This window comes from Acidovorax sp. DMC1 (assembly GCF_056314325.1).
This window is the reverse complement of sequence record NZ_JBQUYO010000003.1, coordinates 1-25696: the sequence shown is the minus strand read 5'-3', so window position 1 is coordinate 25696 and position 25696 is coordinate 1. Positions and strand designations below refer to the sequence as shown.

The 25696-nt window shown below is 65.5% G+C and carries 23 protein-coding genes and 1 tRNA gene; 14 read left to right on the top strand and 10 right to left on the bottom strand.

Annotated elements, in window-relative coordinates:
* Positions 1–21 precede the first annotated feature (21 nt).
* Positions 22–798 carry an SDR family NAD(P)-dependent oxidoreductase gene (locus ACT531_RS07485; protein WP_395456112.1) on the bottom strand — a complete coding sequence of 259 codons (777 nt, stop codon included), beginning with the start codon at positions 796–798 and terminating at the stop codon, positions 22–24.
* 125 nt (positions 799–923) lie between these two features.
* On the opposite strand from ACT531_RS07485, the gene ACT531_RS07480 reads away from it, so the two are divergent.
* The 3 genes from ACT531_RS07480 (at position 924) to ACT531_RS07470 (ending at position 4396) form a co-directional block, all read left to right on the top strand.
* A complete protein-coding gene (locus tag ACT531_RS07480) occupies positions 924–1523 on the top strand; it encodes a Crp/Fnr family transcriptional regulator (protein ID WP_395456114.1) in 600 nt (199 codons plus the stop codon).
* A gap of 120 nt (positions 1524–1643) precedes the next feature.
* A complete protein-coding gene (locus ACT531_RS07475; RefSeq protein WP_476017018.1) occupies positions 1644–3914 on the top strand; it encodes a xanthine dehydrogenase family protein molybdopterin-binding subunit in 2271 nt (756 codons plus the stop codon).
* Positions 3915–3934: 20 nt separating this feature from the next.
* A complete protein-coding gene (locus tag ACT531_RS07470) occupies positions 3935–4396 on the top strand; it encodes a (2Fe-2S)-binding protein (protein ID WP_476017017.1) in 462 nt (153 codons plus the stop codon).
* Here ACT531_RS07470 and ACT531_RS07465 read toward each other — a convergent pair.
* Both ACT531_RS07465 and ACT531_RS07460 read right to left on the bottom strand, forming a co-directional pair.
* On the bottom strand, positions 4387–5442 hold the full coding sequence (locus tag ACT531_RS07465; RefSeq protein WP_225580894.1) for a sensor domain-containing diguanylate cyclase: 1056 nt from the start codon (positions 5440–5442) through the stop codon (positions 4387–4389). The two genes, ACT531_RS07470 and ACT531_RS07465, sit on opposite strands and share 10 nt — an antisense overlap.
* A 57-nt stretch (positions 5443–5499) precedes the next feature.
* Positions 5500–6684, bottom strand: a complete 1185-nt coding sequence (locus ACT531_RS07460; RefSeq protein WP_476017016.1) for an S-methyl thiohydantoin desulfurase domain-containing protein — start codon at positions 6682–6684, stop codon at positions 5500–5502.
* A 166-nt stretch (positions 6685–6850) separates the two neighbouring features.
* Here ACT531_RS07460 and ACT531_RS07455 point away from each other — a divergent pair, with 166 nt between their 5' ends.
* The gene (locus ACT531_RS07455; protein ID WP_056062049.1) at positions 6851–7537 is read left to right on the top strand and encodes a DUF3334 family protein; all 687 of its coding nucleotides are present in this window, start codon (positions 6851–6853) and stop codon (positions 7535–7537) included.
* Between the two features lie 207 nt (positions 7538–7744).
* Positions 7745–8071, top strand: a complete 327-nt coding sequence (locus tag ACT531_RS07450; RefSeq protein ID WP_056060603.1) for a hypothetical protein — start codon at positions 7745–7747, stop codon at positions 8069–8071.
* Between the two features lie 24 nt (positions 8072–8095).
* On the opposite strand, the gene mgtA is transcribed toward ACT531_RS07450, so the two are convergent.
* The 5 genes from mgtA to ACT531_RS07425 form a co-directional block, all read right to left on the bottom strand.
* Complete coding sequence (mgtA, locus tag ACT531_RS07445; RefSeq protein ID WP_476017015.1) at positions 8096–10831, bottom strand: magnesium-translocating P-type ATPase; 2736 nt, start codon at positions 10829–10831, stop codon at positions 8096–8098.
* Between the two features lie 287 nt (positions 10832–11118).
* A complete protein-coding gene (locus ACT531_RS07440) occupies positions 11119–11259 on the bottom strand; it encodes a hypothetical protein (protein WP_476017014.1) in 141 nt (46 codons plus the stop codon).
* 21 nt (positions 11260–11280) lie between these two features.
* Positions 11281–11526 carry a hypothetical protein gene (locus tag ACT531_RS07435; protein ID WP_476017013.1) on the bottom strand — a complete coding sequence of 82 codons (246 nt, stop codon included), beginning with the start codon at positions 11524–11526 and terminating at the stop codon, positions 11281–11283.
* Positions 11527–11955: 429 nt separating this feature from the next.
* The gene (locus tag ACT531_RS07430; RefSeq protein WP_476017012.1) at positions 11956–13026 is read right to left on the bottom strand and encodes a response regulator; all 1071 of its coding nucleotides are present in this window, start codon (positions 13024–13026) and stop codon (positions 11956–11958) included.
* Positions 13026–16640 carry a hybrid sensor histidine kinase/response regulator gene (locus tag ACT531_RS07425; protein WP_476017011.1) on the bottom strand — a complete coding sequence of 1205 codons (3615 nt, stop codon included), beginning with the start codon at positions 16638–16640 and terminating at the stop codon, positions 13026–13028. The genes ACT531_RS07430 and ACT531_RS07425 overlap by 1 nt, the downstream gene beginning before the upstream one ends.
* 225 nt (positions 16641–16865) lie before the next feature.
* On the opposite strand from ACT531_RS07425, the gene ACT531_RS07420 reads away from it, so the two are divergent.
* The 9 genes from ACT531_RS07420 (at position 16866) to ACT531_RS07380 (ending at position 22740) form a co-directional block, all read left to right on the top strand.
* Entirely contained in the window at positions 16866–17168 is a 303-nt protein-coding gene (locus tag ACT531_RS07420; RefSeq protein ID WP_015012806.1) for an urease subunit gamma, read from the top strand.
* A 46-nt stretch (positions 17169–17214) separates the two neighbouring features.
* On the top strand, positions 17215–17829 hold the full coding sequence (locus ACT531_RS07415; RefSeq protein WP_476017010.1) for a HupE/UreJ family protein: 615 nt from the start codon (positions 17215–17217) through the stop codon (positions 17827–17829).
* A 61-nt stretch (positions 17830–17890) separates the two neighbouring features.
* Positions 17891–18196: an urease subunit beta gene (locus ACT531_RS07410; protein WP_056060586.1), complete on the top strand. Its 306-nt coding sequence runs from the start codon at positions 17891–17893 to the stop codon at positions 18194–18196.
* 93 nt (positions 18197–18289) lie between these two features.
* Complete coding sequence (gene ureC, locus ACT531_RS07405; RefSeq protein ID WP_476017009.1) at positions 18290–20008, top strand: urease subunit alpha; 1719 nt, start codon at positions 18290–18292, stop codon at positions 20006–20008.
* A gap of 11 nt (positions 20009–20019) precedes the next feature.
* A complete protein-coding gene (locus tag ACT531_RS07400; RefSeq protein WP_476017008.1) occupies positions 20020–20499 on the top strand; it encodes a GNAT family N-acetyltransferase in 480 nt (159 codons plus the stop codon).
* A gap of 75 nt (positions 20500–20574) precedes the next feature.
* Positions 20575–21234, top strand: coding sequence for an urease accessory protein UreE (gene ureE / locus ACT531_RS07395; protein WP_476017007.1), 660 nt, complete (start codon positions 20575–20577; stop codon positions 21232–21234).
* 10 nt (positions 21235–21244) lie between these two features.
* Complete coding sequence (locus ACT531_RS07390; protein ID WP_476017006.1) at positions 21245–21955, top strand: urease accessory protein UreF; 711 nt, start codon at positions 21245–21247, stop codon at positions 21953–21955.
* Entirely contained in the window at positions 21952–22608 is a 657-nt protein-coding gene (ureG, locus tag ACT531_RS07385) for an urease accessory protein UreG (protein ID WP_476017005.1), read from the top strand. Before ACT531_RS07390 ends, ureG begins: the two co-directional genes overlap by 4 nt.
* Positions 22609–22652: 44 nt before the next feature.
* Positions 22653–22740, top strand: a tRNA-Ser gene (locus ACT531_RS07380).
* Between the two features lie 241 nt (positions 22741–22981).
* Here ACT531_RS07380 and ACT531_RS07375 read toward each other — a convergent pair.
* Together ACT531_RS07375 and ACT531_RS07370 are read right to left on the bottom strand one after the other, a co-directional pair.
* Positions 22982–24157, bottom strand: coding sequence for a serine hydrolase domain-containing protein (locus ACT531_RS07375; protein ID WP_476017004.1), 1176 nt, complete (start codon positions 24155–24157; stop codon positions 22982–22984).
* Entirely contained in the window at positions 24154–25191 is a 1038-nt protein-coding gene (locus ACT531_RS07370; RefSeq protein ID WP_476017003.1) for a dienelactone hydrolase family protein, read from the bottom strand. The genes ACT531_RS07375 and ACT531_RS07370 overlap by 4 nt, the downstream gene beginning before the upstream one ends.
* Between the last annotated feature and the right edge of the window lie 505 nt (positions 25192–25696).

The following is a 25696-nucleotide window of genomic DNA, read 5'->3' as shown; positions in this document are numbered from 1 at the left end:
TGTTGAGCCAGCGGGCTTGGATCAAGCCGTGCGCAGCAGGCGGGCCAGCAGCCCGGGCGCCCAGCGCTGCAAGTGCCAGGCCGCGCGCGCCTTGCCGATGCGGATGTCGGTGTGCCCCGCCATCAGGCCGCGGACCAGTGCCTGTGCAGCGACATCGGAAGGGATCTTGCCGCGCCCTCGGCCCCGGGTCATGGGCGTATCGACCAGCGGCATCACAGCGTGAACCACCCGCACTGGGCTGCCTTGCATCTGCACCCGCAGCGCCTGGGTGAACAGGTCCAGCCCGGCCTTGGTGGCGCTGTAAACCGCCGCCGTGCGCTTGGGGCAAGAGCCCAGCACCGACCCGACATTGACCACCCATGCGCGCTGCTGGGCCTGCAAATGGGGCAGCAACGCACGCGTCAGCGCCATCGGCGCCAGCAGGTTGATCTCGACCTCCGCGCGCATGTCCTGCACCTTGTAACCGGCATCGTCCACCCGCAGGTCGTGCTGGATGCCTGCGTTGTTCACCAGCGCGCCAATATCGGGATAGCGCAGCAACCACTGCGCCGCCAGGCCGTCGATCTCTTCAATGCGGGACAGGTCGGCCACCCAGGGCTCGATCAGTCCATGGGCATCTGTCAGCGCCTGCAGCGGCTCGGCCTGCCGTGCCACGGCCAGTACGGGCACGCCGCACCGTGCCAGCTCCAGGGCCAGCGCCAGGCCAATGCCCGAGCTGGCGCCGGTGACGATGGTGCGTGGCAACGGGCCTGCGGACGTGGCATGGCGTGCGGTGGTGGGGGTGCGAGCGTGTGACATGGGCCGCACTCTAGGCATGGCGCCGTCCGTCGTCATCAACCCAGGTTAATTGGCGAACGAAGGAGGCTCTCACCCTCAGGCGCGGCGGAAACTTCGCAACGCTGCCACGCGGCATACTGCGCGCCATGGCACCCATCCCGCACCCCGCCTTCTGGTCGCTCCTCACACAGGCGGCGGGCACGCAGGCCCTGCCCGACTGGGCCACGGCAGAGCGCGCCATCACCACGCACGCGGTACAGGCAGGCGGCACGGTCTTTCTGCAGGGGGTACAGCACCCGTATGTTTACGCGGTTCAAGCAGGCTTGTTCAAGCTGAGCTACCTGCAGGATGACGGCACGGAATGGATCAAGTCGTTTGCCGAAGAAGGACGCTTTTTTGCCAGCGTGTCCGCCCTGCAGCCGGGCGGCCGCACGGCCTTCATGGTGACGGCCATCGAGTCCGCCACCCTGGAGCGCATCGACCACGGCGTGCTGCTCGCGCTGGCCGAACGCCACCTGCCCTGGGCAAAGGCGCTGTACCAGCTGACCCTGGTGTACGCCGCGCGCAAGGAGGCGCGTGAGCGCGAACTGCTCACCCTCACCCCCGAGGGCCGCTACCGCGCCTTCCTGGCATCACACCCCAACCTGGCGCTGCGCATCCCGCAAAAAGACCTGGCCCGCCACCTGGGATTGACGCCCGTCGGGCTCAACCGCATTGCCATGCGCGTGCGGCGCAGCGTCACATAGCCGACATTCGCCAGCAACGCAGCGCTGCGCAGTGGCGCTAGGATGGCCCCCTGCCCTTGCCACGCGGTGATTGCCATCGAAGGCGCCGGCGTGCACTTTCTCAACCGCTCAGGACAACCCATGGTGAAACGACGCACAGTGCTTCTCGGTGGCGCCGCAACAGCCGGCGCGCTGGTCATCGGCTGGGGCGTGGTGCCCCCGCGCCAGCGGCTACACACCGCGCAGCCCCTGCCCCAGGGCACAGGCCAGGTGGCGCTGAATGGCTGGCTCAAGGTAGCAGCCGACAACACAGTGACGGTGATGATGGCCAAGTCCGAAATGGGCCAGGGCGCGCACACCGGACTGGCCGCCATACTGACGGAAGAGCTGGACGCCGACTGGGCCCAGGTGCGGCTGGAGATGGCGCCCATCGACGACATCTACAACAACCTGGCCACGGTGGTGGACGGCCTGCCGTTCCACCCCGACAACGACGGCTCCATCAAGGCCGTGGCGGGCTGGCTGACCGCCAAGACCATGCGCGAAGTGGGCGTGATGATGACGGGCGGCTCCAGCAGCATCAAGGACCTGTGGCGCCCCATGCGCGAGGCCGGTGCCCACGCCCGCGCCATGCTCATCAACGCAGCGGCCGTGCAATGGAAGGTGCAGGCCGCCGAATGCAAGGCCAACGCCGGCGTGGTGGAACATGCGGCAGGCCAGCGCGCCACGTTTGGCGAGCTGGCCGCACTGGCGGCGCAGCAGCCGCCTCCAGGCAAGGTGCCCCTCAAGGCGCCTGCTGAATTCAAGCTGATCGGCAAGCCGCTCACCCGCATCGAGGCGCCCTCCAAGCTCGACGGCAGTGCGGTGTTTGGCATCGATGCCCACCCGCCCGGCCTGCTGTACGCCAGCGTGGTGATGTGCCCCACGCGGGGCGGCAAAGTAGTCCAGTTCGATGGCGCAGCCGCGCAAAAAATGCCCGGGGTGAAGGAGGTGCTGGCCGTAGCGCCGTACCACGGCGGCACTGGCGGCGTGGCCGTGATTGCCGACACGCCCTGGCACGCCAAAAAGGCCGCCGCAGCAGTCACCGCGCAGTGGGACCACGGCCCCGCCGCCGCGCTGTCGAGCGCCGCCGTCATGACCCAGCTGACCCAGGCACTGGACCAGGCCCAGGGCTTTGGCTACCACAGCGTGGGCGATGTGGACCAGGCCCTGCAAGGCGCTGCAACCACCCTCACTGCCGACTACCGCGCGCCTTACCTGGCCCACGCCACCATGGAGCCCATGAACTGCACCGTGCAGTTCAAGGATGGCGCGGCCAGCGTGTGGACATCCACCCAGGTGCCGGGCCTGGCGCGCATGGCTGCCGCCAAGGCCCTGGGCATCGACGACACCAAGGTGACTGTGCACCAGCTGCTGCTGGGCGGTGGCTTTGGCCGGCGGCTGGAGGTGGACTATGTGGCCCAGGCCGCCGCCATTGCCAAGGCCGCGGGCGGCGCGCCGGTGCAGACGCTGTGGTCCCGCGAGCAGGACATGCAGCACGACTTCTACCGCCCCGCCTGCGTGGCCCGGTTCAAGGCCGGGCTGGACGCACAGGGCCAGCTGGTGGCCTGGCACAACGTGTCGGCCGGTCAGGCCATCGTGCCGCAGGTGCTGGCCCGCACCTTTGGCCTGCCGGGCGCGGGGCCGGACAAGACCACGTCCGAAGGCGCGTTCGACCAACCCTACGAGTGGCCCCACGCACGCATTGCCCACGAGATCATCGACCTGCCGCTGCCCGTGGGCTTCTGGCGCTCGGTGGGGCATTCGCACCAGGCGTTCTTCAAAGAGAGTTTTGTGGACGAAGCAGCCCACGCCGCCAAGAAGGACCCGGTGGCCTTCCGCGCCGCGCTGCTGCAAAAACACCCGCGCCACCTGAAGGTCCTGCAAAAGGCGGCCGAGCTGGCGGGCTGGGGCCAGCCCTTGCCGCCGGATGCGTCGGGCGTGCAACGGGCGCGCGGCGTGGCGCTGCACCAGTCGTTCGGCTCCATCGTCGCGCAGGTGGCCGAGGTGTCGGTGGGTGCCGACAAGGCCATCCGCGTGCACCGCGTGGTGTGCGTGGTCGACTGCGGCGCGGCCATCAACCCCAACCTCATTGCCCAGCAGATGGAAAGCGCCGTGGTCTATGGCCTCACCGCTGCGCTGTGGGGCGAAGTGACGATCAAGGACGGCCAGGTGCAGCAGAGCAACCTGCACGACTACCCCCTGCTGCGCATGGCCGACTGCCCCCGCGTGGAGACCCACATCATCGCCAGCGCCGAGCCCCCCGAGGGCGTGGGCGAGCCCGGCGTGCCGCCCATTGCACCCGCCGTGGCCAATGCCTTGTTTGCCCTCACCGGCCAGCGCCTGCGCGCGCTGCCGCTCAAGCTCAGCTGACCCGCCGCACCGGAGCCCCCATGACCACGACCCTGAACCTCAACGGCCAACCCGTCGCCGTCAACGCCGAACCCGACACACCCCTGCTGTGGGTGCTGCGCGGCGAACTGCAGATGAACGGCACCAAGTTTGGCTGCGGCATGGCGCTGTGCGGCGCCTGCACGGTGCACCTGAACGGCGAGCCGGTGCGCGCCTGCATCACGCCCCTGTCGGCCGTGGGCAGCGCCCAGGTCACCACCATCGAGGGCCTGCAGGGCCCCGAAGCCTCTGCACTGCGCACCGCATGGACCGCAGTGGATGTGGCGCAGTGCGGCTACTGCCAGAGCGGGCAGCTGATGTCGGCCTGTGCCCTGCTGAAGAAAACGCCGCAGCCTACCGATGCCGACATCGACTCCGCCATGTCGGGCAATGCCTGCCGCTGCGGCACCTACCCGCGCATCCGGGCGGCGATCCACCAGGCTGCGCGCGGGCCTCAGGGCTGAGAGATCCCCCCTCCCAGGTCGAGCGAAACCTGCTCGACCACGCCCCCTTTTTCGGGCGGCATGTCGGCGCAGTACACGGCATTGCGCCCTGTGCCCTTGGCTTGGTAAAGGGCCTGGTCGGCACGGTTCACCAGCTCTTCAAAATTCATCCCCGAGCCCTTGTACAGGGTGGCTACGCCAATGCTCACGGTGACGGCCACCTCCTGCCCTTCGTCGCCCACGCACACCAGCAAGGACTCGACCTCGCGGCGCAGCGACTCTGCCACTTGCAACGCGCTCGCGCTGTCGGTCTCGGGCAGCACGATGACAAACTCCTCGCCCCCAAACCGCGCGACGATGTCCACACCGCTGCGCTTGTGCCCAGCACACACCTGGGCCACTGCGCAGATCACGCGGTCGCCCGCCAGGTGGCCGTACAGGTCGTTGACGGTCTTGAACAGGTCGATGTCTGCCACCAGCACGGACATCGGGTGCCCAAAACGCTCCGTGCGCTTGTATTCCTTGGCGCCCAGCTCCATCAGCGTGCGGCGGTTGGACAGGCCCGTGAGCGAGTCGTTGGCGGCCAGCCGCTCCAGCGTGGCGTTGAGCTGCTGCAGCAGGCGGTTCTGCTCGGTGAGCTGCTGGTTGATCTGGGCGATCTCGGTCTCGCGGCACTTGCGGTCGTGGATGTTGAACGTGACGCCGATCAAGCGCTTGCCGGGCGTCTCGCTGTGGCCGTCCATGATGCGGCCATAGTTGGCAAACCAGATCCACTCGCCACTCTTGGAGCGCAGCCGGAACTCACACCGGTACTGCGGCGTGACGCCCGTCAGGTGGTCGGCCACGGCCTTGCGCACGGTGTCGATGTCGTCGGGGTGGAACAGGCCGTAGATGTCCTGAACGCCCGAGACGATTTCATCCTCGGAGAACCCCAGCTCTTCAAACGTCTTGGTCGCCTTGCGCGTGACGTTGCCGGTGATGAGGTCGTTCTCCCACAGGTCGAGCCCGGCGGCCTCCAGGGCCAGCTCCAGCCGCTCCTTGTTCAGGTCCGCCTCACCCATGGCCATGACCACCTTTTTTCACAGCGTTCCGTTTCTCTCGTGCGTCGGTGCGGGCTTCAAGGTTCAGCCGGGCGGCATGCCACCCGCGTAACCGATATTGCGCAGCAGCGCGGCAAACGATGCCACGACGCCGGGGGTGTTGTAGAGCTGGGGTGCAGTCTGCACCGCAATCACGCTCACCTGGTTGCCGGTGCTGCGGCCCGTTTTAGGGTCGAAATACTGGGCCAGGTCGTCGCTGGCGTTGGAGAACCCACGACCCGTGCTCTCTGAGTAGTAGCAGATCGAGTCGGGCGCAATGATGTCGGGGGTGGTGCTCGCCGCCGAATACATGATCAGGTTCTCGTTGAGGTTGTAGAGGTAATGTGTCTCGGTGCTCTGGGCCGGGTCGGATGCATTGTCCAGCCGGATGATGCCCGAGTCCAGCGACGCGCTGGACGTGGACTGGCTGACCGAGGTGATGAAAAAGTTGGTGACCACGGCGCGCGCGGCACGGCCGGTGAGGTTCTGGATGCCCGCCGCCACGGCCTGGGTGCTCAGCGGCGTGACCGCCTGCAAGAGCTGCAGGCCCAGCTGGCGCGCCTGCTCCAGCGTGCCCGGAATGTAGCTGCCCGACAACGCGAACTGGTTGCCCGCGTTGGAGGGCCACATCGCAATGCCCGAATACCCGCCGAAGCCGCCCACCACCCCGCCCGCCAGCGACTCGATGCCCGACGCCGTGCCGGAGCCCAGCACCGCGTACTCCGCCGCCATAAGCGTGGACGCATCGCTGGCCAGCACGGCGGGACTGGGCGCTGGCCCGGAAGGGGCGGTGAAGGTGGTCTGGGGCAGCTCAGGCACGGCACGGCCTGCGCCATCGCCGTTCACCACCCAGATGCTGCCGCCCGACATGGCCGCGCCAATCAGCGGCACCAGCGAATTGATGGGTCCGATCTCCACCGGGATGAAGGCGCCTGGCTGCATGCCGGTGTACGCCTGCATCACGGCCACGGTGTTGCTGATGGAGTTCTGCACCGCCGTGAGGGTGAGGTTGTCGGCCGCGTCGGGCGAACCCATGATGGCCAGCACACAGGCATTGGTGGCGCCGTCGTAGTCCTGCACCTGCACCGTGCCCGTGTAGCCCTGGTCTGCCAGCTGCTGCACGATGGCGCATGCGTCTTGGTAACTGCCACCACCGCCGCTGGCCAGCACGGCCGCCCCGGTGGCGATCGCCTGGAAATCGGTCAGGCCATAGAAATAGACATTGCCCATCGGGCCCCCCTCTCTTATTTGGATGAAAAGCACGATATCCGAGCCCCGTCGAAAGTCAATGACCGGGATACCACGGGGGGATCGGCACCACGGCAGGGCCTGCACTCTGGTTTACGGCGGCATCATCGCCTATGCTGTGCACTAAGTTGTTTTCCGCTACCCCACCATGAGCACCCCCGAAAAATCCCCCGTTTACGGCACCGAAGACCTTTTGATCAGCCTGTGCAACTCCGTCACCCGCGTGCTGGGCGTGGCTACACACAGCCAGATCCACTATTCCGGCATGGTGCAGCGCATCAGCAAGACCTGCCTGAAACCCGACATTGGCTGCTTTGTGCTGTTTGACGGCGGCTTCTCGGGGCTGGTGATCATCAATTTCTCAGGCCAGGCGGCGATGGAGCTGTACGCCAACTACCTGCTGAACATGGGCATGTCCAAGGACGACCTGGTCAGTTCGTACACCTCCGACGAGGTCAGCAACGTCATGGGCGAGCTGATGAACCAGGTGGTGGGCGACTTCACCGGCAAGGTGCGCCGCGAGCTGCAGACCCACATCACACAAAACCAGCCCAAGATGCTGGTGCTGAACAAGCAGGTGCAGCTGTCGGTGGACGCCAACCTCGACAAGCCCGAGGCCCGGCGCGTGACCTTCTACACCAGCAACAACAACATCTTCTATCTGGAACTCGCCATCGACCGCACCGAGTTCATCAAGCTCTACGACTTTGAAGCGCAGGAAGCCCCCGACCCGGACGCGCTGATGGCCCAGTCGCAAGAAGCACCTCCCGTGCCCGCCCCACCGCCCGCCGGCCAGGACGACACGGATGCCCTGCTCAAGTCGTTGGGGATGTAGAAACACTACAAAAAAGATAGCTGCAAGCGCATGAAACACTAGCGCTTGCAGCCACTTTTTCTCAAATACGCGCCCGAAGTGCCTGCGGTGCTCCTCCGGCCAGCCCAGCGGGCCCGTCCTACAACCGCCGTCACGAAGTACTGACGATGCTTCCCGGTCACAGGCCTAAGCTGAAAAACCCAGCTGTTGATCGGAAAGGAGCCCCCAATGCCACGTGCAGCCTGGAGCGCCAAACGCGAGCGCCAGTACGAACACATCAAGGACAGCCTGCTGGAACGCGGTGAGAGCGAAAGCACCGCCGAAGAGATTGCCGCGCGCACCGTGAACAAGGAGCGCGCGCAACATGGCGAAGCCCGCACGGCCAACCCCAAGACCCTGAAAGCCACGCCCGCGCCGGTGCGCGGCGGCAAAAACTCACACCGCGGCCCCCAGGGCCGCACGCGCGAGCAGCTGTATGAGGACGCCAAGCGAGAGAACATCCGGGGCCGGTCCCGGATGAACAAGCAGCAGCTGGAGCAGGCGCTGGCGCGCTGACCCGGGCGCGCACCTGGCGCCCCCTCACTGCCAGCCGTAGCGCCGCACGTACCAGCGCTTCATCACGGTCGTCAGCAGCACATAGCCCGCCAGAATGCCCACCAGCCACGGAAAGTAAGCCAGCGGCAGCGCCTGCAGCTTGAAGTGCCCAGCCAGCGGCCCCATGGGGATGAAGATGCCCACCGCCATGATGAGCACCGTGGCCGTGAGCAGCGGCACCGAGGCCACGCTCTGCACAAACGGCAGCTTGGGGGTGCGGATCATGTGCACGATCAGCGTCTGCGTGAGCAGCCCCACCACGAACCAGCCCGACTGGAACAGCGTCTGCGCCCCGACGTTGTTGGCACCAAACACGTGCCACATGACGGCGAAGGTGGTGATGTCGAACACCGAACTGATGGGTCCGAAGAACACCATGAAGCGGCCGATGTCGCCCGGGTTCCACTTCAGCGGGTTGCGGATGAGCTCCTCGTCCACGTTGTCGAACGGGATGGCGATCTGCGACAGGTCGTACAGCAGGTTCTGCACCAAGAGGTGCAGCGGCAGCATGGGCAAGAAGGGCAGGAACGCGCTGGCCACCAGCACCGAGAACACGTTGCCGAAGTTGGAGCTGGCCGTCATGCGGATGTACTTGAGCATGTTGCTGAAGGTCTTGCGCCCCTCCATCACGCCCTCTTCCAGCACCATCAGGCTTTTCTCCAGCAGGATGATGTCGGCCGCCTCCTTGGCAATGTCCACCGCGCTGTCCACGCTGATGCCGATGTCGGCCGCACGCAGCGCGGGGGCGTCGTTGATGCCGTCGCCCATGAAGCCCACCACATGGCCGCCCGCGCGCAGCGCGCGCACCAGCCGCTCCTTGTGCAGTGGCGAGAGCTTGGCAAACACGTTGTGGGTGTCGGCCGCGCGCGCCAGGGTGGTGTCGTCCATGGCGTCCACGTCCTTGCCCAGCAACACGCCCTGCACCGCCAGGCCCACCTCGCGGCAGACCTTGAGCGTCACCAGCTCGTTATCGCCGGTCAGCACCTTCACGGCCACACCGTGCGCAGCCAGCGCCTTAAGCGCGGGGGCAGTGGATTCCTTCGGTGGGTCCAGAAACGCCACGTAGCCGATCAGCGTGAGGCCCGATTCATCGGCCACGCTGTACACCGTCTGCTGGGGCGGCGTCTCCTTCATGGCCACGGCGACCACGCGCAGGCCCTCGTTGTTCAGGCCGCGCGTCACCTCCAGCACCCGCGCGCGCAGGGTGGCGTCCAGCGGCAGGTCTTGCGCGCCGGAGTCTTCCACCACACGCACCTGGGTGCACACGTCCAGCATCTCCTCCACCGCGCCCTTGCAGATCAGCTCGTGGTGGTCGTTGCGCTCGCTGACGATGACCGACATGCGCCGGCGCACAAAGTCGAAAGGCACCTCATCGACCTTGCGGTAGTCCTGCGCCAGGCGCAGGTCGGTCTGCAGCTCCACATGCTCCAGCACGGCGTGGTCCAGCAGGTTCTTCAGGCCGCTCTGGTAGTGGCTGTTGAGGTAGGCAAAGGCCAGCACCTCGTCACTGTTGTGACCAAACACGTCGGTGTGGCGCTCCAGAAAGATCTTGTCCTGCGTGAGCGTGCCGGTCTTGTCGGTGCACAGCACGTCCATGGCGCCAAAGTTCTGGATCGCGTCCAGCCGCTTGACCACCACCTTCTTGCGCGACAGCAGCACGGCGCCCTTGGCCAGCGTGCTGGTCACGATCATGGGCAGCATCTCGGGCGTGAGGCCCACGGCCACCGACAGCGCAAACAGAAACGCCTCCAGCCAGTCGCCCTTGGTAAAGCCGTTGACCACCAGCACGATGGGCACCATGACCAGCGCAAAGCGGATCAGCAGCCAGCTCACGCTGTTGACGCCTGCCTGGAACGCGGTGGGCGTGCGGTCGGTGGCCGTGACGCGGGTGGCCAACGTGCCAAAGTAGGTGTGGTTGCCCGTGGCCACCACCAGCGCCGTGGCCGAGCCCGAGACCACGTTGGTGCCCATGAACAGCAGGTTGGTGGCGTCCAGCGCACTCGTGCCGGGCTGGCTGCGCTCGGCAAATTTTTCGACCGGCAGCGATTCGCCCGTCATGGCCGACTGGCTCACGAACAGGTCCTTGGCCGTGAGCACGCGGCAGTCCGACGGGATCATGTCGCCCGCCGACAGCACGATGTGGTCGCCCGGCACCAGCTGGTGGATGGGCAGCTCGCGCGGCGTGGCTGCACTTGCGGCGCCTTCCGCGTCGCTGCGGCGCAGCACCGTGGCGGTGTTGCTGACCAGCGACTTGAGACGCTCGGCCGCGCGGTTGGAGCGCCCTTCCTGCACAAACCGCAGCAGCGTGGAGAGCACCACCATGGCCAGGATCACGACGGTGGCTTCCCGGTCCTCGGTGAGATAGGAGACCAGCGCCAGCGCTGTGAGCAGCACGTTGAACGGGTTCTTGTAGCAATGCCACAGGTGCAGCCAGGCGGGCAGCGGCTTTTCGTGCTCGACCTCGTTGGGGCCGTGCTGGGCCAGGGCGGTGGCGGCCTGGGCGTCGCTCAGGCCCGCAGGGTCGGACTGCAGGCGCTCAAGCAGGCTGGGCAGGTCATCGCTCGCGGCACGCTGCAGCTCGCGGCTGAGCAGGTCGGGCGACGTGGCGGGGGTGGGCGCGCGGCCCAGGGTCAGCGTGTCCAGAATCAACCGCCGTGCAAAGTGGCGCGTCACATGGCGGGTGTGCAAAAAGCGGTCGAACAGGTGGTGCAGGAAGCTCATGGCGGTCTCCCTAGCAGCCAACGCTGACGGTATTGCGCGTCACGGGCTGTGGTGCCGTGTGCGCAGAAATGTGGATGAAACGGAACATGGTGAGTCACTCCTTCTGGCCCGCAACGGCCAGAGGATGCGGCTCACGCGGTCACGCAAGCCATCGCCTCCGGCCCAGGGCCCGGTATGCAAAGTTCAAGGGGGTGGTGTGGGGTGGCGCTTCAGAGCGCCAGCGCGGGTCTGGGTCCATGGGGCCTCCTGGGGGGGTGGTTGGGGTGCAGGGCCGGTCGTGGGCGGGTTCAGAGGCTGAGGTTTTTTTGCCCGAGCCCGAAAGGTGCGTCAAAACGCCGCTGGTCGAGGCGCAAAGCACAGCCATAGCTCGGGCTATGGCGCGCATTTGCAACGATGAGCAGCGGTGTTTTGGCGTGCAAGGCGGGCATGGGCAAAAGACTCTCAGCCTCTCAGGACTGCCGCGCGCGGCGGTGCGATGCGCGCGCTGGCGGCTGGCTGTGCAGGTAGCAGCGAATGCGGTGTGTGGGCCACAGCGTGGCGCCATCCAGGTCGGCCACGGTTTGCAGGCTGTCAGCCGCCGCACAGGCCGGGCCTTGTGCGCCAGGGGGCAGCTGTGCCCCCGGCTCAGCGCTGGCAGCGCCAGGCGCCACCGCACGCTGGAAAAGGCTGGGCAGGTCTACAACAAAAAAACGCATGGCCGTCGTCCTTGGCAGGCAGGACGGAGCACGCAGACGCAGAGATATGCCGAAAGGTGCCGTCACGGCACGCGGGCAACGCCCCGGCGAAGGGGGCATGGCCTGTGCGGACGGCACAGATGCAACGAAGCGGCAAGACGGAGGAGCCACCCACACCACCATGGCCAAAACGGCCAAAGCTGCCCCAATGGGCGCACAGGTACAACAGGGGTTGGGAGGGACGGGGCCGGGGCTTGCACGAGGCAACCCACGGCCCGGGAGCGGGCGTCAGGAGGCCTGGCAGGCAGCAGCCGTCACGGCTTGCTGGGTTTCACTGCAACAACTGGCACTTTCCACGCTGGGGCTCCGGAAATGAAGGTGCGCGATTATTGCGCTGCAACATTGGTTGGTCAACGTGTTTTTTGGGCCTTCCCGGCGATGAAGCCGCGGTCAGCCCTCGAACTGGGGATGCAGTTGCCGGATACGGTTCATGGCCATGGCGGCCGCCGCAGTGCGGGTTTCCACGCCCAGTTTGGCAAACACGCGTTCCAGGTGCTTTTTGACCGTGGCGGGGCTGGCCCCCAGGATGTCGCCGATGTCGCGGTTGATCTTGCCCTTGACGACCCAGTACAGCACCTCGGCCTCGCGCGCGGTGAGCTTGAAGGACAGGCTCATGGACTCGATGATCTTCGCGTCGGACACCTCGCGCATCACGATGAGCCAGTCGCCACCGCCTGCGCTGTCGCCCGCCTGCTGGTGCAGGCGGAAGGTGAGGCGGCGCGCTCCCTGCTCGACCGCCAGGCGCGGCGGCTCGGCCAGCGAAGCCTCCAGCAGCTCGACCGCGTTGTCGGCCAGCACGTGGCGGCGCAGCCAGGCCTGCACGGGCTCGGGCGCCCATTGGCCAAAGGGGGTGGGCGCGCCGTCCGGCCCCACTTCGCCAAAGTAGCTTTGCAGCAGCTCGCGCGCCAGCGGGGTCTGCCACACGATGCGCCCGTCCGCTGCGCGCACGGTGATGCTGGCGTAGCCAAACGCATCCAGCGCGTTGCGCGCCTCACGCGCCTGGCGCGCGTCCTGCCGGGCCTTGCGGGCTGCGCCCAGGTGCACGCCCATGCGTGCCATCACCTCGCGCGGCTTGATGGGCTTGGTGACATAGTCCACGCCGCCCGCCTCCAGCGCGGCGACCAGGTGCTCGGTCTCGGTGAGGCCGGTCATGAAGATGATGGGAATGTGCGCCGTGGCAGGTGATGCCTTGAGGCGCCGGGCGACTTCAAAGCCGTCCATGCCCGGCATCATGGCGTCGAGCAACACAATGTCGGGCAGGGCCTGGGCCGCACGCTGCAGCGCCGCCTCGCCATGCATGGCCACCAGCACGGTGTAGCCCGATTCATCCAGCGCATCATGCAGCACGGCCAGGTTGTCGGGCACGTCGTCCACGATCAGCACCACATCGCTGTCGCTGCGGTCCAGCGCGCTGGCGGGCGCTGTGGGGGGGTGAGAGGGAAAGGGGTTGGCAGTGGTCATCACGAGGGTGCCTGCTCCAGGATCTGGCCCATGGCATCGAACTGGAATTGCTTGGCCAGCTGCCGCATGGTGCCGACAAAAGCGCTGTGCGCGGGCTGGCTGCGTTCAATATCGTCCAGCGTGTTGAGAATGCCCCGGTAGTAGCCCAAGGACACCGCCTGTGCCAGAGCCAGCAACGCAGCGGCATCGGGGTACGTGAGGGGTGCGGGCGCCGCAGACGCCACGGCGGGTTCAGCACCCGCGGGCGCTGTAGTGGCCTCGTCGTATTGCCACTGCAGGCCCAGGCGGCGTTCGAGCCAGTCCAGCAGCTCGCTGTGGCGCACGGGTTTGACGATGAAGTCTTCGGGGCGGATGTCCACGTCGTTGTCGAGCGCCTTGTCGAAAGCATTGGCGGAAACAATGGCACATTGCACATTGGGCAGGTGCATCTGCCGCACGCGCCGCAGCGTTTCCCAGCCATCGATCCCTGGCATGGCCAGGTCCATGAAGATCACGTGCGGACGGTAGCCAGTGGCCAGCAGGTCCAGCGCATCGTGGCCGCTGGCAGCCTGGCGCAGCTCAAAGCCCAGAGGCTCCAGCAGCTGCACCAGCAGCTCGCGGTCGGGCTCTTCGTTGTCCACCACCAGGATGCGGCGGCGCTCGCCCGCGTAGCCCTTGCGCTGGCGTTGACCATGGGCAGCCAGTGCCGCCGGCGCTGCGGCCTTGCCCAGCGCATCGCCATGCACCTCGGGCAAGAACAGCTTGACATGGAACACCGAACCCACGCCCGGAGTACTGCTCACCGTCAGCTCGCCGCCCATAAGCGCAGTGAGCATCTTGGCGATGGTCAGGCCCAGCCCTGCTCCCGGCGCGGCAGCGGTGCTACCGCCGCCCGATCCGCCACGCGCGAAGGGCTCAAAGATGCGCTCGATCTCCTCGGCCGTGAGGCCCGGGCCCGTGTCCTGCACCTCGATGCGTGCCATCTCGCGCGCATAGCGCACACGCAAGGTGACGGTGCCCTGCGACGTGAACTTGACGGCATTGCCCAGCAGGTTGATGAGGATCTGGCGCAGCCGCTTGTCGTCGGCGCGCACCACCTCCGGAATCACCCCTTGCACGTCGAACGTGAACGCCAGGCCCTTGGCGGCGGCCTGCAGCTCGAACAGGCTGGCCATCTCGTGCAGACCGTCGGCAAAGCGCATGGGCGCTACATCCAGCGTGAGCTTGCCCGACTCGATGCGTGCGATGTCCAGCGTGCCCTCGATGAGCGACAACAAATGTTCACCCCCGCGCCGGATCACGTGCACTGCCTGCTTGCGGTGCGGCGGCACGCCCGCGTCTTCGCCCATGAGCTGCGCGTAGCCCAGGATGGAGTTGAGCGGCGTGCGGATCTCGTGGCTGATGGCGCTGATGTAGCGGCTCTTGGCCTGGTTGGCCTGGTCGGCCCGCAAGCGGGCTTCCTCAGCCTGTTGCTGGGCGGCCTCGGCCACGCTGCGCGCGGTCTGCAACGCTTCGTCGGTCTGGCGGTGCAGCTCGATCTCGCGCACCAGCAGGCCCGTCTGGCGGTTGGATTCCTCCTGCGCCACCTGGCGGCTCTTGTGCGCCAGCACCAGCCACCACGCCACGATGCCCGAGATGACCAGCAGCGCGAGATAGGCCTTGAGCAGGCCCGAGCGCAGCGCCACTTCAGGGGCCGCCATCACCTCGGTGTCGGTAGCGGCCTGGGCAATGGTGTTGAGCTCCTGGTGGTACAGCAGCCCCATCACCGAGGCCAGCAGCGGCGCAATCACCAGCATCAGCAGCAGGAAGTGGCCCAGGCCCGTGTCCAGATAGCGCCAGATGGCACGCGGCAGCACCCAGCGCAGCGCGGCCGACCACTGCACCGCCATGCTCGCATGGGGCTTGCACAGGTCGCCGCAGCGCGCGTCCAGCGTGCAGCACAGCGAGCAGATGGCGCCCCGGTAGGCGGGGCACTGGGCCATGTCGGGCGCTTCGTATTCGCGTTCGCAGATCACGCAACGCTGCACAGTGAAGCGCTGGTAGCTGCCCATGTCGGAAGCCCGCGCGCCAGGCACGGGCCCTGCCACAGGCACAGCCACCGGCTCACTCTGCCGTGCGATGTAGTACTTGCCGTGCGTGGCCCAGGCGATCAACGGCGCAGTCACAAAGGCCACGGCCATCGCAATGACGGCCGAGAACGCCTGCGGCAGCGGGCCGAACAACCCCAGGTGCGCACTGATGGACAGCACCGACGCCAGCGCCATCGATCCCACGCCCACGGGGTTGATGTCGTACAGGTGCGCGCGCTTGAACTCGATACCCTTGGGCGACAGGCCCAGCGGCTTGTTGATGACTAGGTCCGCCACTACCGACATGATCCAAGCGATGGCGATGTTGGAGTACAACCCCAGCACCTCGCCCATGGCGCGGAACACGTTCATCTCCATCAGCATGAAGGCGATCAGCGTGTTGAACACCACCCACACCACCCGCCCCGGGTGGCTGTGCGTGAGGCGCGAGAAAAAGTTGGACCATGCCAGCGAGCCCGCGTAGGCGTTGGTCACGTTGATCTTCATCTGCGAGACCACCACAAACAGCGCCGTAGCCGCCACCGCCCAGCCGTAGTGCGGGAAGACGTATTCGTAGGCCACCAGGTACATCTGGTTCGGGTCCACCGCGCGCTCGGCGGGCACCATGTGCGTGAGCGCCAGCCAAGCCAGCAGCGCGCCGCCCAGCATCTTGAGCACGCCCAGCACCACCCAGCCCGGGCCGCCCACCAGCACCCCCAGCCACCAGCGGCCACGCGTAGTGGCGGTGCGGGCGGGCATGAAACGCAGGTAGTCGGCCTGCTCCCCCATCTGGGTAATGAGCGCGATGCCCACGGTGAGTGCCGCACCAAACAAGGGCAGCTGGAACGTGGCGCCGCGCGCCAATTCACCACCGTAGTGCACAACCCCAGAAAACGCACCAGGATCGCGCACCAGCACGTACACAAACGGCACCACCAGCATCAGCAGCCACAGCGGCTGCGTCCACACCTGCAGGCGGCTGATGGCCGACACGCCGTGGGTGACCAGCGGAATCACCACAATGGCGCAGATCAGGTAGCCCCAGGTGGGAGGGATGTCGAGCGCCAGCTCCAGCGCATAGGCCATCACGGCGGCTTCGAGCGCAAAGAAGATGAAGGTGAAGCTCGCGTAGATCAGCGAGGTGAGCGTGGAGCCAATGTAGCCAAAGCCCGCGCCGCGCGTGAGCAGGTCCATGTCCACCCCGTAGCGCGCCGCGTACACGCTGATGGGCAGCCCCGCCAGAAAGATGATGAGCCCCGTGGCCACGATGGCCCAGAAGGCATTGATGAAGCCGTATTGCACCAGCAGCGTGGCGCCCACGGCTTCAAGGATCAGGAAGGATGCGGCGCCGAAGGCCGTGTTGGCCACCCGCCATTCGGACCACTTGCGAAAGCGCTGCGGCGTGTAGCGCAGTGCGTAGTCCTCCATGGTCTCGGTGGCCACCCAGCTGTTGTAGTCGCGCCGGACCTTGACCACCTGCTGGGGCGCCTGCGCGTCGGCGTCCGGCCCTGGCACAGGGGCCAAACTGGCGTCGGGCAGGGCAAAGGAGGTGTTGGAGGGAGGCATGGGCAAAGGGCGGCGACAGCCCCTGCAAGTGCAGTTTCCATGCCACGGGTTGCCTTTGTATGCGGTGCACCTTCGCCCTCTGGCGTATGGCGGGCACGGGGCTTGCTGCCTATGATGAATCCACTGCCCTTCGGACCGCATGGCCATCGTTGACGATTGCCCCGTGTGTCCGGCCTGAACAACCCGCTACACGAGCCCACCTCTCCTTACATTGAGCAGAACGACATGGAACTGACCCCTCGTGAGAAAGACAAGCTGCTGATCTTCACCGCCGCCCTGCTGGCCGAGCGCCGCAAGGCCCGGGGGCTGAAGCTCAACTACCCCGAGGCGGTGGCCCTGATCAGCGCCGCCGTGATGGAAGGCGCGCGCGACGGCAAGACTGTGGCCCAGCTCATGAGCGAAGGCCGCACCGTGCTGACCCGTGCCGATGTGATGGAAGGCATCCCCGAGATGATTCCGGACATCCAGGTCGAGGCCACGTTCCCCGACGGCACCAAGCTGGTCACCGTGCACCAGCCGATCGTCTGAACCCCCTTCTACTTTCTATTCCCCCTCTTCTCTCTGTGGAGCCCCCATGCGCATCGCCCTCTCACACCGTCACACAGCCGCTCTTCTTTTCATAGCAGCCAGTGCAATCAGTTCTAGCGCCTTCGCCCATACCGGCGCTGAATCCCACATCCACAACAGTTTTCTGAGCGGCTTGGCCCACCCCCTGTTCGGCCTGGATCACCTGGCCGCCATGGTGGCCGTGGGCCTGTGGAGCGCCCTGTCCGCGCGCCGTGCTGGACGCGAACTGCTGTGGGGCCCCGTGGGCTTTGCGGCCATGTTGCTGGCAGGCGCCGTGCTGGGCCTGCAGGGCGTGACACTGCCTGCGGTGGAGCCGATGATTGCCGTGTCGCTGCTGGCCACGGGCCTGCTCGTCGTGTCGCGCCTGCGCGTGCCCGGCCTCATGGCCGCGCTAGGCGTGGGCGTGTTTGCCGTCTTTCACGGCGTGGCACACGGCGTCGAGCTGGCGGGCAGCCACAGCGCCTGGCAAACCCTGGCGGGCATGCTGACGGCCACCGTGCTGCTGCATGGCGCGGGGCTGGCGGCAGGCTGGGCACTGCGCCACCGCACCGTGTGGCTCAGCCGCGCTGCAGGCGCTGCCGTGGCGCTGATGGGTGGCGCCCTGCTGGCCCAGATGGCCTGACAGGTCTGACTGGCGTCATGCATACCGACACCGCAGCAGCTCCCCCCTCAAGGACCCGACCATGATCCCAGGCGAACTCTTTACCGAACCCGGCGAGCACGCGCTCAACACCGGCCGCCGTACGCTGACCGTGGTGGTGCGCAACACCGGCGACCGTCCCATCCAGGTGGGCTCGCACTACCACTTTGCCGAGACCAACAACGCCCTGGGCTTTGACCGTGCGGCTGCACGCGGCATGCGGCTCAACATCGCATCCGGCACCGCCGTGCGCTTTGAACCCGGCCAGGAGCGCACCGTGGAGCTGGTGGACTACGCAGGCGAGCGCCGCGTGTTCGGCTTTCAGGGCCTGACCCAGGGCCCGCTGTAGCAAATTCAAGCCCAATTGGCCGATAGCGCCGGTATCAATTACCCCAGCAGCTATCAAAAACATAGTAAACCGTTCTTGCGGAGCACCCCTCACATGGCAACCATTGGACGACGCGCCTACGCCGAGATGTTCGGCCCCACGGTGGGCGACCGCGTGCGCCTGGCCGACACCGAACTCATTCTCGAAGTCGAGGCCGACCACACCCTGCGCGCCGGCAGCTACGGCGAAGAGGTGAAGTTTGGCGGCGGCAAGACGATTCGCGACGGTATGGCACAGAGCCAGCGCAGCAACGCACAAGGCGCGGTGGACACAGTGCTGACCAACGCCCTGGTGGTAGACCACACCGGCATCTTCAAGGCCGACATCGGCCTGCGCGCAGGTCGCATCGCCGCCATCGGCAAAGCCGGCAACCCCGACACCCAGCCCGGCGTGGACATCGTCATCGGCCCCGGCACGGAGGTCATCAGCTGCGAAGGCAACATCGTCACCGCAGGCGGCATCGACAGCCATATCCACTTCATCTGCCCGCAGCAGATCGAAGAGGCACTGGCCAGCGGCGTGACCACCATGCTGGGCGGCGGCACTGGCCCCGCCACAGGCACGCTGGCCACCACCTGCACGTCGGGCCCCTTCAACATGGAGCGCATGCTGCAGGCGGCCGACGCCTTCCCCATGAACCTCGGCTTCCTCGGCAAGGGCAACGCCAGCCTGCCCGATGCGCTGCACGAGCAGATCAACGCGGGTGCCATTGGCCTGAAGCTGCACGAAGACTGGGGCACCACGCCCTCGGCCATAAGCAACTGCCTGGATGTGGCCGAAGCCACCGACACGCAGGTGGCCATCCACAGCGACACGCTCAACGAATCGGGCTTTGTGGAGAACACCATTGCCGCCGTGGGCGGGCGCGGCATCTGCGCCTTCCACACCGAGGGCGCGGGCGGCGGCCATGCACCGGACATCCTGCGCGTGGTGGGCGAAGACAACTTTCTACCCAGCTCCACCAACCCCACCATGCCCTACACGCACAACACGCTTGACGAGCATGTGGACATGCTCATGGTGTGCCACCACCTCGATGCCAGCATTGCCGAAGACCTGGCCTTTGCCGAAAGCCGCATCCGCAAGGAAACCATCGCGGCCGAAGACATCCTGCACGACCTGGGCGCCATCAGCATGATGTCGAGCGACAGCCAGGCCATGGGCCGCGTGGGCGAGGTCATCCTGCGCACCTGGCAGACGGCGCACAAGATGAAGGTGCAGCGCGGCAGCCTGCAGGGCGACACGGCCCGCAACGACAACCAGCGCATCAAGCGCTACGTGGCCAAATACACCATCAACCCCGCGATTGCGCATGGCATCAGCCACGAGGTGGGCTCACTCGAAGTGGGCAAATGGGCCGACATCGTGATCTGGAAGCCCGCCTTCTTCGGCGTGAAGCCCGCGCTCATCCTGAAGGGCGGGCTGATCGCCATGGCCGCGATGGGCGACCCCAACGCGTCCATCCCCACGCCGCAGCCCGTGCACTATCGGCCCATGTTTGGCGCGTTTGGCGGGGCCATCGCCAAAACGTCGCTCACCTTTGTCTCGCAGGCAGGGTTGGCTGCTGGCATTGGCGAGCGCTTTGGCCTGCGCAAGACGCTTTCCGCCGTGCGCAACATCCGCGGCATCCGCAAGCGCGACATGGTGCACAACAGCTACACGCCCAAGATGGAGGTGGACGCGCAGACCTATACCGTGCGCGCCGACGGCCAGCTGCTCACCTGTGAAGCAGCCACCGTGCTGCCCATGGCACAGCGCTACTTCCTGTTCTGAGGTCGCTTCCCATGAACGCCTTGCTGCAAGACCTGCGGATCCGCCTGGACGACCTGACCGATCCCCGCATCGAAGCCTTCATGCAGGAGCATTTGAAGGACATGCGTGCCACCTCGCCACCGGAGAGCGTGCACGCGCTCGACATGGTGCAACTGCGCCAGCCCGAGATCCGCTTCTGGACGGCCTGGCGCGGCGAGGGCGAGTTGGTGGGTACCGGTGCACTCAAGCACCTGGATGCCGACCATGCCGAACTCAAGTCCATGCGCACAGCAGCCAGCGTGCGTGGCCAGGGGGTGGGCCGGGCCGTGCTGGAACACATCCTGGGCCAGGCGGTGGACCTGGGCTACCAGCGCATCAGCCTGGAAACGGGCACCCAGCCCTTCTTTGAGCCCGCGCACCAGCTCTACCTGCTCTATGGCTTTACCGACTGTGCACCATTCGGCAGCTACCGGCCCGATCCCCACAGCCGCTACATGAGCCGCACCCTGTAGCGCATCCGCGCATCGCCTTTCGGCCAGGGCCACAATGTTGACCTCGCCTATCCGGCTCCGCCCTTCCCTCTTGCCATGATCCAGGTCTCCAAACTTCTCCCCCAAGGCCAAGGCCTCGCTCCCGTACTGCTCAAGCGCGCCACCACCATCGAGCTGGACTGGGACGTGCGCCAGAAAAGCCGCTTTGCAGCCACCGACTCGGCCGGACGCGAACTGGGCATCTTCCTGCCCCGTGGCACCCTGGTGCGCGGCGGCGATGTGCTGGTGGCCGAAGACGGTTCCATGGTGCGCGTGATCGCAGCGCCGCAGCCGGTGCTGGTCATCACCCACTGCCAACAACACGGCACACCGTTTGACCTGACCCGCGCCGCCTACCACCTGGGCAACCGCCACGTGCCCATCGAGCTGCAGCCCGACCACCTCAAGATCGAGCCTGACCACGTGCTGGCCGACATGCTGCGCGCCATGCACCTCATCGTGAACGAGCAAAACCTGCCGTTTGAACCCGAAGGCGGAGCCTATGCTGCGGGGCATGGCGGCGGGCACCACCATGGGGGTCACGGCCATAGCCACGAGCACGAGCATGGTCACGCGCACGATCATGGCCATGACCACGGGCACGCTCACACAGAGGTACCGGCTGCGGCCACGCCCCCAGCCCGAGGCCGCACCGTGTCCATCCCCGTGGTGGCCCAAGGGCACGTGCACGGCCCGAACTGCAACCACGACCACTGAGCCACCGCCGATGCGCCTGGACCGCCCCGCGCCGCTGCCGGCCGCCAGCTTTTTGCAGCTGATGTGGCTGGCCTCCCCTGCACTGCCGGTGGGCGGGTTTTCGTATTCCGAGGGGCTGGAAAGCGCCATTGAATATGTGGGCCTCGCCAGCGAAACCGCCGTGGGTGACTGGCTGCAGGACCAGCTCCACATCACCCAGGCCCGGGGCGACATGGCCCTCATCGCCAAGGCTGTGGGTGCGTGGCGGCGCGCCGACTGGGCGCATGTGCGCGAACTCAACGACTGGGTGCTGCACACCCGAGAAACGAGCGAACTGCGCCTGCAGACCGAGCAAATGGGCCGATCGATGGCCGACTGGCTGCGCAATCAGAGCCAGGGCGACGAGACCCTGATGCCCGCCGTGCGCCACTTGGCCGCGTTGCCTCCCACCTACCCTGTGGCATTCGCACTGGCCGCCTCCACCACCCAGGCGCCCGTGCGCGACGTCCTGCTGGCCTACGCTTTTGGCTGGGCGGAGAACATGGTGCAGGCCGCCCTCAAATCCATGCAGCTGGGCCAAAGCGCCGGCCAGCGCATCCTGGCCCGGCTGGCCGATGCCATCCCAGCCGCAGCCGACCATGCCATCGGGTTGATGGACAGCGAGCGCCAGGCCTTTTCGCCCATGCTCGCCATCCTGTCAGCCCAGCACGAAACCCAATACTCCCGCCTCTTCCGATCATGACCACCAGCAACCTGCACCACATCCCGAACCGCACCAAGAACCTGCCGCCCCTGCGCGTGGGCATCGGTGGCCCCGTCGGCTCCGGCAAGACCACACTGCTGGAAATGCTGTGCAAGACCATGCGCGATGACTACGACCTCATCGCCATCACCAACGACATCTACACCAAGGAAGACCAGCGCCTGCTCACCGTGAGCGGCGCGCTGCCCGCAGAGCGCATCCTGGGCGTGGAAACCGGCGGCTGCCCCCACACCGCCATCCGCGAGGACTGCTCCATCAACCTCGAAGCCATCGACCGCATGCTGGGCGAGTTCCCCAACGCAGACATCGTGTTTGTGGAAAGCGGCGGCGACAACCTGGCCGCCACCTTCAGCCCCGAGCTGAGCGACCTCACCATCTACGTCATCGACGTGGCCGCTGGCGAAAAAATCCCCCGCAAGGGCGGCCCTGGCATCACAAAAAGCGACCTGTTCATCATCAACAAGACCGACCTGGCCCCCCACGTGGGCGCCAACCTGGATGTGATGCACGCCGACACCACCCGCATGCGCACCAACGCCCAGGGCCTCAAGCCGTTTGTGATGACCAACCTCAAAACCCTGGCCGGCGTGGCCGATGTGGTCAAGTTCATCGAGACCCGGGGCATGCTGTAAAAATCAGCGCTCTCCGTGGGCTAGAATTCGGAGCTTGCGTGCCCGGAGACGTGGGTGAGCGGTTTAAACCAGCAGTCTTGAAAACTGCCGACGGGCAACCGTCCGTGAGTTCGAATCTCACCGTCTCCGCCAATCAATAAACAAGCGCCCCTCGGGGCGCTTGTTTGCTTTTTAACTACCATCATTTCAACCTTCTGGTTTTCCGTTGAACTAGATGCAGATGTGCCAGCACTCTGCTGGCCTTTCTGGCGTGGAAAATTGGAACTTTTCCACCGTCGAAACAGTGACCTTTGGCACTGATCAATACAGCCAATTTCAAGTCTGCCTTCGTGCGATGGATTCGTCTGCATCGAACAGATTTTCGACTCAAGGATCAGCGCTTAGCTTTTCCCCAGTCACGCGCAAGCTCATACACCTCCGGCATCCACGCTTCTCGGCTGGAGAACACCACCAACATCCGGTCATTGCGGTAGTTCCAGCCAATGCGCTGACCACCCCAGCCAGATGCCCACGCCGTATCAGGCGCTGTGACGTTTTCCGTCCAGATCAAGTAGCCATAACCACCGAACATCCGGCCATGCTTGTGCGCCGCTGGGTTGCGGTCGTTGCCAATCTGCTTGGCCATCGCGGTCTTCACGAAGTCGCCAAAGCAATCAGACTTTTTGGACGACTCCTTAACCCATACCGCGAAACGCATCCAGTCTTCCATTCGCAGCCGCATGCCTGAATCTCCAAGTCCATTCTTGGCGCGGTCTTGTGAATACAGCCCAGGATGAGCCGCGCCCATGGGGTTCAGTACCTGTTCTTGAATCCACTGGCTCAGCGGCATGCCGGTTGCGCGGCTGACCATGAGGCCAAGCGTCACGGGGTCGGTGGACTTGTACGCGAACACCTCACCGGGCTTGTACTCTGAGAAAGCGCCGCGCGCCGCTTTAGAGATGCGCTCTGTCGCAATCAACTCCGCAAGATTCAGCAAGCCCTGGTTCCAATCCTTGGTCTGCTCTGGCGTCCAAATGGTGCTGTCGCCATTCTGTTCGGCGGCACCCGATGCCATGCGCAGCAGATCGTGCACCGTGGCATTGCCCAGCGCTTTGCCCTGCAGTTCCGGCAGCACCTCACCGGCCTTGGATTGCAGCGTGAGCTTGCCCGCGCAGAGGGCTTGTCCCACCGCCATCGCCGTCACCGTCTTGCCCATGGACATCCCGAAGAACAGTGATTCAGAGTATGCCGGCGCATTGAACGCCGAGTACACGATGGTGTTGCCGTCCAGCAGCGCAAAGGCTTTGGCTGGCCGTTGGCCGACGAGGGCGCGAGCACGGTCTACGAGAGCGCTTTCACCAGCCGATGGCGCGCGGGTGTTCAACGCGCTCGGGTTAGGGCTGGGCTGCGTGATCTGGAACCAGCGCGGGCCAGTTTTGGCCAGCAGCCATTCGTCCGGCGCGGCTGCACCGCCATCTGCCACTGGAGTGACCTGAGCCATTACGCTTGCGCAGAAGGCCAACGCAGCACCAGCCAGCAAACGCAGGCAAAGCTTGGCGGCGCGCTTCATTGGATGCCTTTCATAAACGCCAGAACGTCCTTCACGGCCTGCTCGCGGGCCTTGTCATTGCTTTCCACCGTGACCCAGGACGTCTGTCTGCACTTTGGCAAGTAGGCATTCCATTCCGCGTTGTCCGTAAAGTTCTTTCCTGAATACTTGTCGTGAGCTGGCCCCCAACTGCGGTCATTCGTGCCATAGGGCATTCGCACGTCCATGGAACAGAGATTGAAGTTGCCCTCGTTGTACTTCTTCCATGGCTGGTTGAGCCGGTCAAACACATGCGTTGCACCCGGATAAATCTTGTAGCTCACCGGATTGCCAGCTGCGGCGTACTCCTCTGCCAACTCCATGCAGGGCTTGGGGAAGGTCATGTCGTCTTTTTCACCAAGAATCATGAGCAGGGGTGCAGGTAGCTTGCTGTGCTGATCCACCCGGTAGCGCATGTTGCAGCCGGGGTAGACCGCCACGCTGCCGACCCATTTCACGTTGGCGGGAAGCACATGCTGCTGGTAGGTCGGCCATGCCGCATCCAGCAAAGCCTGCGCGCCACGCGACCAACCCATGTGGAAGACACGGTTGCTGTCGATCTGGGGATGGGTTGCCAGCAGCTTGAGCGCATACAGGGCATCCGTAGTGTTGGCCACTGTGTTCCAAGTCAATTGCTTTGTGGGGCCGGTCACGCGGTCCTCTCCACGCGGCTTGAAGCTGTCCACCACGAAAACGGCATACCCCGCGTTGTTCAGTGCTTTGGCCCACACATCGAAGTACAGGCTACTTACGCCCTCACTGCCGTGCGAGAACACCACGGCGGGCACTTTTCCGCTGCTCGCTTGGGTTGGCATCAACAGGTCGCCGTAAACCGTGACTTCAGGACCCAAGCGGCCACGGATCAGTGCCCAGCGGTGGTCGGGGGTGGCGGATGTGAATTCAATGCGGCCGGTTTGACCGCCACTGAGGTCCGATAGTGGCGCTGCGATGGCGCCTGTGAAGCCTGCCGTTAAGGTCGCCGCGATGGACGATCTAAACCAAACACTTATTGTCATTTTTGACTTTTTCCTGTCGTAGACGTTTGTCGGCTCAGGGCAGCGAGATCCCCTGAATGTCTGGGCTCAGGTGCATCGCATTAACATGTACTGGACCAGGGTGAGACATGGCCTCGCGATGACAGCACAGCTCGTCAATGCGCTCGCTGCTCTGCTCGATCAACTCCCCCTTGTCTCTATTCTCGCTGTCACAGGGCCAAAAAACGTAGCGGTAGTTGCACTTGTTGAGCAATAGGAGACCTGCTGCAGTGTCGTCTGGACCGACTTGAAAGCCGCGCTTGTATGCAGATGCGGCTGCAGAGCCCCCGATCAGGGAATCCCTCTGTACAGCTCCAAGCGGTGACGCCAGAGCAGATGTAATAAGAGTGACTGTGGGGTGTAATCTGCGATCTTTGCACTCTCGAACTTGCTAATGCGAACCCCCAGACTGGGCTGCTGCCGGTTTCGATGACACCTTGTTAAGGTGGAAGATGAAACCGGAGGTGGTTCATGGAGAGAAGAAGGA

Excerpts from the sequence above, each read along its gene's own strand:
- ACT531_RS07485 (WP_395456112.1), bottom strand. The coding sequence starts at position 798 with ATGTCACACGCTCGCACCCCCACCACCGCACGCCATGCCACGTCCGCA.
- ACT531_RS07480 (WP_395456114.1), top strand. The coding sequence starts at position 924 with ATGGCACCCATCCCGCACCCCGCCTTCTGGTCGCTCCTCACACAGGCG.
- ACT531_RS07475 (WP_476017018.1), top strand. The coding sequence starts at position 1,644 with ATGGTGAAACGACGCACAGTGCTTCTCGGTGGCGCCGCAACAGCCGGC.
- ACT531_RS07470 (WP_476017017.1), top strand. The coding sequence starts at position 3,935 with ATGACCACGACCCTGAACCTCAACGGCCAACCCGTCGCCGTCAACGCC.
- ACT531_RS07465 (WP_225580894.1), bottom strand. The coding sequence starts at position 5,442 with ATGGCCATGGGTGAGGCGGACCTGAACAAGGAGCGGCTGGAGCTGGCC.
- ACT531_RS07460 (WP_476017016.1), bottom strand. The coding sequence starts at position 6,684 with ATGGGCAATGTCTATTTCTATGGCCTGACCGATTTCCAGGCGATCGCC.
- ACT531_RS07455 (WP_056062049.1), top strand. The coding sequence starts at position 6,851 with ATGAGCACCCCCGAAAAATCCCCCGTTTACGGCACCGAAGACCTTTTG.
- ACT531_RS07450 (WP_056060603.1), top strand. The coding sequence starts at position 7,745 with ATGCCACGTGCAGCCTGGAGCGCCAAACGCGAGCGCCAGTACGAACAC.
- mgtA (WP_476017015.1), bottom strand. The coding sequence starts at position 10,831 with ATGAGCTTCCTGCACCACCTGTTCGACCGCTTTTTGCACACCCGCCAT.
- ACT531_RS07440 (WP_476017014.1), bottom strand. The coding sequence starts at position 11,259 with ATGCCCGCCTTGCACGCCAAAACACCGCTGCTCATCGTTGCAAATGCG.
- ACT531_RS07435 (WP_476017013.1), bottom strand. The coding sequence starts at position 11,526 with ATGCGTTTTTTTGTTGTAGACCTGCCCAGCCTTTTCCAGCGTGCGGTG.
- ACT531_RS07430 (WP_476017012.1), bottom strand. The coding sequence starts at position 13,026 with ATGACCACTGCCAACCCCTTTCCCTCTCACCCCCCCACAGCGCCCGCC.
- ACT531_RS07425 (WP_476017011.1), bottom strand. The coding sequence starts at position 16,640 with ATGCCTCCCTCCAACACCTCCTTTGCCCTGCCCGACGCCAGTTTGGCC.
- ACT531_RS07420 (WP_015012806.1), top strand. The coding sequence starts at position 16,866 with ATGGAACTGACCCCTCGTGAGAAAGACAAGCTGCTGATCTTCACCGCC.
- ACT531_RS07415 (WP_476017010.1), top strand. The coding sequence starts at position 17,215 with ATGCGCATCGCCCTCTCACACCGTCACACAGCCGCTCTTCTTTTCATA.
- ACT531_RS07410 (WP_056060586.1), top strand. The coding sequence starts at position 17,891 with ATGATCCCAGGCGAACTCTTTACCGAACCCGGCGAGCACGCGCTCAAC.
- ureC (WP_476017009.1), top strand. The coding sequence starts at position 18,290 with ATGGCAACCATTGGACGACGCGCCTACGCCGAGATGTTCGGCCCCACG.
- ACT531_RS07400 (WP_476017008.1), top strand. The coding sequence starts at position 20,020 with ATGAACGCCTTGCTGCAAGACCTGCGGATCCGCCTGGACGACCTGACC.
- ureE (WP_476017007.1), top strand. The coding sequence starts at position 20,575 with ATGATCCAGGTCTCCAAACTTCTCCCCCAAGGCCAAGGCCTCGCTCCC.
- ACT531_RS07390 (WP_476017006.1), top strand. The coding sequence starts at position 21,245 with ATGCGCCTGGACCGCCCCGCGCCGCTGCCGGCCGCCAGCTTTTTGCAG.
- ureG (WP_476017005.1), top strand. The coding sequence starts at position 21,952 with ATGACCACCAGCAACCTGCACCACATCCCGAACCGCACCAAGAACCTG.
- ACT531_RS07375 (WP_476017004.1), bottom strand. The coding sequence starts at position 24,157 with ATGAAGCGCGCCGCCAAGCTTTGCCTGCGTTTGCTGGCTGGTGCTGCG.
- ACT531_RS07370 (WP_476017003.1), bottom strand. The coding sequence starts at position 25,191 with ATGACAATAAGTGTTTGGTTTAGATCGTCCATCGCGGCGACCTTAACG.